A 6,650-nucleotide genomic window follows, 5' to 3' on the forward strand; every position below is an offset into this window, starting at 1 on the left:
CCACCGGACGCCGTGACGTGCGCGTCTGCGTACGCCGGTGTACGCCCCCTGGAGCGGCCTCAGCGCCGCGCGGGCCCCTGGGCCGCGGTTTGGTAGTCCCGCCTGCCCCCTGGCGGCGGGGACGCACCCTCTCCCCCCACCCTAGGCGGGAGGTACCCCCAGCGTTGTCGGGCTTGTCCGAGTAGGCCCACTACGAGGACAACCTCCCCCTCGCCTGACGGCTGGGGGTGCCCCCACCGCCTTGCGATCGGGGGGCACCTCCCACGCCGAAGGCTGTGGGGGAGCACCAGACGCCACGGGCCCCGCCCTTTGGGCGGACGGCGCTACTTCCAAAACACGGCCCGGGCGGCACGTACGGCTCAGACCACGACGAGCGCGTCGAGCGGTACGCCCTTCAGTGCCGGGGCGAGCCGCTCCCGGCCGCCGAGCGCGGCCAGCTCCAGCAGCACCGCCACGCCGACGACGCTTGCGCCGGTGCGGCCGATCAGGTCCAGGGCGGCCTCGGCGGTGCCGCCGGTGGCGAGCACGTCGTCGATCACGATCACCCGGTCGCCGGGCCCGAAGGCGTCGGTGTGCACCTCGATCTCGGCGGTGCCGTACTCCAGCGCGTAGCCCTGCGCCAGGGTCGGGCCGGGCAGCTTGCCGGCCTTGCGGACCGGCACGAAGCCGAGCCGGGCGCGGGCGGCGGCGGGCGCGGCCAGGATGAACCCTCTGGCCTCCAGGCCGACGATCTTGGTGGCCGCGCGCCGGGTGCACAGCCCGGCGAGCGCGTCCACGAGGGCGTTGAACGCCACCGGGTCGGCGAGCAGCGGGGTGATGTCCTTGAACATCACCCCGGGCTGCGGATAGTCCGGCACGTCGCGGATCCGGGACAGCAGCAGGTCGCGCAGCTCGGTGGAGGCGGCTTCCGTCGTGGTCATGGTGCTTCTTTCGGTACGGGGTCCGGTACGAGGGGCGCGCGGGCCCGTGGGGCGGGCGCCGTGCGGTACGAGGACGTGAAAACGCCCGCCGCCGCCCGGTGAGGTACTTCCGGGCGGCGGCGGGCGGCGGATCAGCGGCGCTTGCCGGAGGGGCGGTTACGGCCGCGGTTGGCCCGGTTGGCGGGCTGGCCGCGGGTCGGGCGGGCGGCGGAGTCGGCGCCGCCGGTGCCCTCGGTGCGCTGGCCGACGACCGCGGGTGCGGCGCCGTCCTCGTCGTCCTCGGGCCGGTCGTCGTCGCTGTCGTCGAGGCCGGCGGGGGACTCGCCGGCGGCGAGCCTGGCCTTCGCCTTCGCCGCCTCCGAGGCCCGCTTGGCGAGCACCCGCTTGCGCAGCGACTTCATCTGCGGCTCGTACTCCTTCAACTCCGCCACGATCGGGGTGGCGATGAAGATCGAGGAGTACGCACCGGCGGTGAGGCCGACGAACAGCGCGAGCGCGATGTCGTTGAGCATGCCGGCGCCGAGGATGCCGCCACCGATGAACAGCAGCGCGGCGACCGGCAGCAGCGCCACCACGGTGGTGTTGATCGACCGGACCAGGGTGCTGTTGAGGCTGCGGTTGGCGACCTCGCTGTAGGTGGAGACGTTCTTCTTGGTGATGTCCTTGCTGGCTTCCTTCAGTCCGTCGAACACCACGACCGTGTCGTAGAGCGAGTAACCGAGGATGGTCAGCAGGCCGATCACCGTGCCGGGCGAGACCTCGAAGCCGACGATCGCGTAGACGCCGACGGTGATGGTGAGGTCGTGCAGCAGGGCCACGAGGGCGGCCACGGCCATGCGCCACTCGAAGGCGATGGCCAGATAGATGACCACCAGCACCAGGAAGATGATCAGACCTTCGAGCGCCTTGTGGGTGATCTCCTTGCCCCAGCTCGGGCCGACGATCTCCGCGTCGATCTTCGGCGCCGGGATGTTGAGGTCCTTGGCGATCTCCTGCTGGACCTTCTTCGACTGGTCCGTGGACAGTCCGGCGACCTGGATGCGCAGGCTGCCGTTGCCGAGCTTCTGCACGGTGGCTTCGCGGCCGTCGGTGTCCCCGGAGATCTTGTTCTGCACGTCGGAGACGGACATGGACGTCTTCGGGGTGTTGAACACCGCGCCGCCGGAGAAGTCGATGCTCTCCTTCAGGCCGTTCACCACCAGGCCGACGATCGCGACGATCGTGACCAGGATGGAGATCGAGTACCAGAGCTTCCGCTTGCCGACGAAGTCGTAGCTGACCTCACCGCGGTGCAACCGGTGACCGAGGGTGCCGAGCTTGGACATCAGGCTTCCTTCGTCTCGGAGGACTGGCGGCGGATCCGGCGCAGGGGCGGACTGACGCCCAGGCTCTCCGGGTTGAGGCCGGACCACTTGTGGCCCTTGGCGTAGAAAACCTTGCGGGCGAGGAGCGTCATCAGCGGCTTGGTGAACAGGAACACCACCGCGACGTCGAGCAGGGTGGTCAGGCCGAGGGTGAACGCGAAGCCCCGGACCTTGCCGACCGAGACGACGTACAGCACCGCCGCGGCGAGGAAGGACACGAAGTCCGACACCAGGATGGTGCGCCGGGCACGCGGCCAGCCGCGGGCCACCGCCGGTTGCAGCGACCTGCCGTCGCGTAGCTCGTCCCGGATTCTCTCGAAGAAGACGATGAACGAGTCGGCGGTGATACCGATGGCGACGATGGCGCCGCAGACCGCCGGCAGGTTCAGCGCGAATCCGACCGCCTCACCCAGCAGGCACATGATCGTGTAGGTGAGCCCGGCGGAGACCAGCAGGCTGAGCACGGCGACGAAGCTGAGGCCGCGGTAGTACGCCAGCAGGTAGAGCACGACCAGCGCGAGGCCGACGGCGCCGGCGATCATGCCGCCGCGCAGCTGCTCGCCGCCGAGGGCGGCCGAGACGGTGGTCTTGTCGGAGATGTTGAAGGCCAGCGGCAGCGAGCCGTACTTCAGCACGTTCGCCAGGTCGGTGGCGGACTGCTGGGTGAAGTCACCGGAGATCTGGGCGGTGCCGCCGGACAGGGTCGAGGAGACCGAGGGGGCCGACACCACGTTGCCGTCGAGGTCGATGGCGAACTGGTTGTTCGGCGACGCCTGCGCGGACAGCGTCTTGGTGACGGAGGTGAACTGCGAGGAACCCTTGCCGTCGAAGCTCAGGTTCACCACCCAGCCGTTGCCGCTCTGGGTGTCGAAGGCGGCGTTGGCGCTGGTGACGTGCTTGCCGTCGATCTCGGAGGGGCCGAGCAGGTACTTGACCCACTGCTTGTCGACCTTGCCGCAGGCGACGACCGGGTCGGTGCCCTTGGTGCCTTCGGCCGCCTTGGCCCGCTCGGACGCCTTGGTGCAGTCGATGGCCGCGTACTTGGCCTGGAGAGCGGCCGGTACGCCCGCCGTCGGGTCGGCGCCGGCGCCGCTGGTGTCGGTCGGGTCGGGTGCGGCGGTGTTCGGCGCCGAGGCGGTGGGCTTCGGGGTGGGGGCCTTGTCCGTGCCCGACTTCAGGGCGTCGGTGACCGCGCGGCCCTGGTTCTTGGTGGACGAGGGGCTCGCGGTCGACTTCGCCGTGTTCGACGGCGTCGCGGTCGACGAGGACTTCGGGGTGGCGGTGCTGGACGGCTTGGTGGTGGCGCTGCCGGAAGGCTTCGGCGTCGGCATGGGGGCGCCGTTGCCGTCGGCGAGGACCGGCCGGAAGTAGAGCTGCGCGGTGGTGCCCACCTGCTGCTCGGCCTGGTCGGCGTTGGTGCTCTTGGGGATGTCGACGATGATGTTGTCGTTCCCCTGGGTCTGCACCTCCGCCTCGGAGACGCCCAGGCCGTTGACGCGGTCGTTGATGATGTTGACCGCGGTGTTCATGTTTGCCTTGGTGACGGCCTTGCCCTGGTCGGGCTTGGCGGTCAGCGTGATCTCCACGCCGCCGGCGAGGTCGATGCCGAGCCGCGGGGTCTTGTGGCCGGAGAGGAAGATCCCTCCGGTCAGCGCCACCAGAGCGACGAGGATCACGGCCAGAGCGCGTCCGGGGTACCCCTGGCTCCCCGAGGACCTGCGGCCCTTCTTGGCTGCTGCCACCTTGTTGTCTCTCCCTGTCCTACCACCCCCGGGCATGCGCGCCCAGGGGTGGCCACGAGTGGATGAAGCCGGACGCTTACTTGGAGGCGGAGCCGTTCTGCTCCTTGGTGGCGCCGTCCTCGGCGTCGGAGCCGTCCTGCTCCGTGTCCGCGTCGGACTTGTCGAGGCTGATGCGCTCCTCGTCGCCGTCGGCCGCCGGGTCCGCGTCCGTCGCACCGTCGGTCGGCGCGGCGTCCCCCGCGGTCGCGTCGGCGCCGTCCTCGGCGTCCTCGTCGAGCCCGGTGGGCTCCTCGGGCTCGATGCCGTGCACGATCCGGTTGAACTCCTCCTCGGAGAGCACCGTGCCGATGGCGGACTTGGTGAAGTGGGCGTGAACACCGTCCGTGATCTCCAGGAGGACGGTCTCGTCGTTCACCTCCTTCACCACGGCGTACATGCCACCGATGGTGCGCACGCCGGTGCCGGGCTCCATCTTGTTGCGCATCTCCATCGCCTGGCGCTGCTTGGTCTTCTGCGACCGGGTCATCATGAACATGACGCCGACGATCAGGATCAGGGGGAGGAGAATTCCGATGCTCACGGTGTGGACATTCCTTCGCACGGCCAACGTGGGGGATGGCCTGGATTTCGGGATGTGGGTGCCGATCCAGAGGAAGGGCGTCGGCGGAGTCTAAGCGCTGGCTCGCCGATGGAACAACGCCCAGCATTGCACGGGCGTTCCTGATCGTAGGAGTCTAGCCGAGGTCAGGATCCGAACAGGCCGGTCTGTCCGGATCCGCCCCGACTCGTCCCACCGACCTGCGGAGGCGGTACGAGGCCCAGGTGGGACCAGGCCGCGGGAGTCGCCACACGGCCCCTGGGCGTCCGTGCGAGCAGCCCTTCCCGCACCAGGAACGGCTCCGCGACCTCTTCGACGGTCTCCCGCTCCTCCCCCACCGCGACCGCGAGCGTGGACAGGCCGACCGGGCCGCCGCCGAAGAGCTTCAGCAGCGCGTGCAGAACCGCCCGGTCCAGCCGGTCCAGACCGCGGGCGTCGACCTCGTAGACCTCCAGCGCCTGGGCGGCGATCTCCCGGTCGACCGCGCCGTCGGCCCGTACCTGGGCGTAGTCCCGCACCCGGCGCAGCAGCCGGTTGGCGATGCGCGGGGTGCCGCGGGAGCGGCCGGCGATCTCGGCGGCGCCGGCTGTGTCGATCCGCACATCGAGCAGCCCGGCCGAGCGGTGGATCACCCGCTCCAGTTCGGCGGGGGCGTAGAACTCCATGTGGCCGGTGAAGCCGAACCGGTCGCGCAGCGGCGGCGGCAGCAGTCCGGCCCTGGTGGTGGCCCCGACCAGGGTGAAGGGCGGCAGCTCCAGCGGGATGGCGGTCGCGCCCGGGCCCTTGCCGACGATCACGTCGACCCGGAAGTCCTCCATCGCCATGTACAGCATCTCCTCGGCGGGCCGGGACATCCGGTGGATCTCGTCGAGGAAGAGCACCTCGCCCTCGGTGAGCGAGGAGAGGATCGCCGCGAGGTCGCCGGCGTGCTGGATGGCCGGGCCCGAGGTGATCCGGATCGGCGCGGACATCTCGGCCGCGATGATCATCGAAAGAGTGGTCTTGCCGAGCCCCGGGGCGCCGGAGAGCAGTACGTGGTCGGCGGTGGCGTTCCGCTGGCGGGCGGCCTTGAGCACCAGGTCGAGCTGCTGGCGGACCCGCTCCTGCCCGATGAACTCGTCCAGCTCCTTGGGCCGCAGCGCCGCCTCGACCGCCTGGTCCTCACGGTCGGCGGCCGACCCGACCAGCCGGTCGGGCGTATCGGCGGGGGCGTCGTCCCAGTTCATGGCAGGTCTCTCGGGTCGGGCGGGCGGACGTCGGACGGAGTCGGGCGGGGTGCCGGCCGGTGAGGTGCGTACGGCGCGGTGCGGGCGGTACGGCGGTACGGGTCAGCGGGCGCGGTTGAGGGTCTGCAGGGCCGCGCGCAGCAGGGTGCCGACCTGCGGCTCGGCGGCGGCCTCGGCCTGCGGGGCGACCGCGGCGACCGCCTCCTCCGCCTCGCGTTGCGCGTAGCCGAGCCCGACCAGCGCGGCCAGCAGCTGCTCGGACCAGGACGGCGGCACCGCGGCCCGGGCGCCCGCGCCGACCGCGACAGCGGTGCCCAGCGGCGCTCCCAGCCGGTCCTTCAGCTCCAGCAGCAGCCGCTGGGCGCCCTTCTTGCCGATGCCGGGCACCGCGGTGAGCGCCTTCTCGTCGCCGGCCGCCACAGCGGCGCGCAGGGCGTCGGGGCTGTGCACGGCGAGCATCGTCTGGGCCAGCCGCGGGCCGACCCCGCTGACGGTCTGGAGCAGCTCGAAGACCTGCCGCTCGTCGTCGTCGGCGAAGCCGTAGAGGGTGAGGGAGTCCTCCCGGACCACCAGGGAGGTGGCCAGCCGGGCGGGCTCGCCGAGCCGCAGGGCGGCCAGGGTGCCGGGCGCGCACTGCACCGCCATGCCGATCCCGCCGACCTCGATGACCGCGGTGTCCGGGGCGAGCGCGGCCACCGGGCCGCTGACGAAGGCGATCAAGGGGTGGGCTCCTGGGTGGGTACGGGCGGCCGGGCGGCGGCGCGGTGGGCGGCGGCGGCCTGCTGGAGACGGTTGCCGGC

6 protein-coding genes are annotated in these 6,650 nt (G+C 71.4%); all 6 read right to left on the minus strand.

Annotation, left to right across the window (positions count from 1 at the left end):
• Positions 1-359: 359 nt before the first annotated feature.
• The 6 genes from AC13HU_RS28810 to ruvA all read right to left on the minus strand — a co-directional run bounded on the left by AC13HU_RS28810 (position 360) and on the right by ruvA (position 6,570).
• A complete protein-coding gene (locus tag AC13HU_RS28810) occupies positions 360-920 on the minus strand; it encodes an adenine phosphoribosyltransferase (RefSeq protein ID WP_483044891.1) in 561 nt (186 codons plus the stop codon).
• 131 nt (positions 921-1,051) lie between these two features.
• On the minus strand, positions 1,052-2,245 hold the full coding sequence (secF, locus tag AC13HU_RS28815; RefSeq protein WP_483044892.1) for a protein translocase subunit SecF: 1,194 nt from the start codon (positions 2,243-2,245) through the stop codon (positions 1,052-1,054).
• Positions 2,245-4,026 (minus strand): protein translocase subunit SecD, encoded by a 1,782-nt coding sequence (gene secD, locus AC13HU_RS28820; RefSeq protein WP_483044893.1) that lies wholly within the window; start codon positions 4,024-4,026, stop codon positions 2,245-2,247. Before secD ends, secF begins: the two co-directional genes overlap by 1 nt.
• A gap of 76 nt (positions 4,027-4,102) precedes the next feature.
• Positions 4,103-4,606, minus strand: a complete 504-nt coding sequence (gene yajC, locus AC13HU_RS28825) for a preprotein translocase subunit YajC (RefSeq protein WP_483044894.1) — start codon at positions 4,604-4,606, stop codon at positions 4,103-4,105.
• Positions 4,607-4,770: 164 nt separating this feature from the next.
• Positions 4,771-5,850 carry a Holliday junction branch migration DNA helicase RuvB gene (gene ruvB / locus AC13HU_RS28830; RefSeq protein WP_483044895.1) on the minus strand — a complete coding sequence of 360 codons (1,080 nt, stop codon included), beginning with the start codon at positions 5,848-5,850 and terminating at the stop codon, positions 4,771-4,773.
• A 102-nt stretch (positions 5,851-5,952) separates the two neighbouring features.
• Positions 5,953-6,570, minus strand: coding sequence for a Holliday junction branch migration protein RuvA (ruvA, locus tag AC13HU_RS28835; protein ID WP_483044896.1), 618 nt, complete (start codon positions 6,568-6,570; stop codon positions 5,953-5,955).
• Positions 6,571-6,650 lie beyond the last annotated feature (80 nt).

The organism is Streptomyces sp. NH27 (assembly GCF_056859195.1).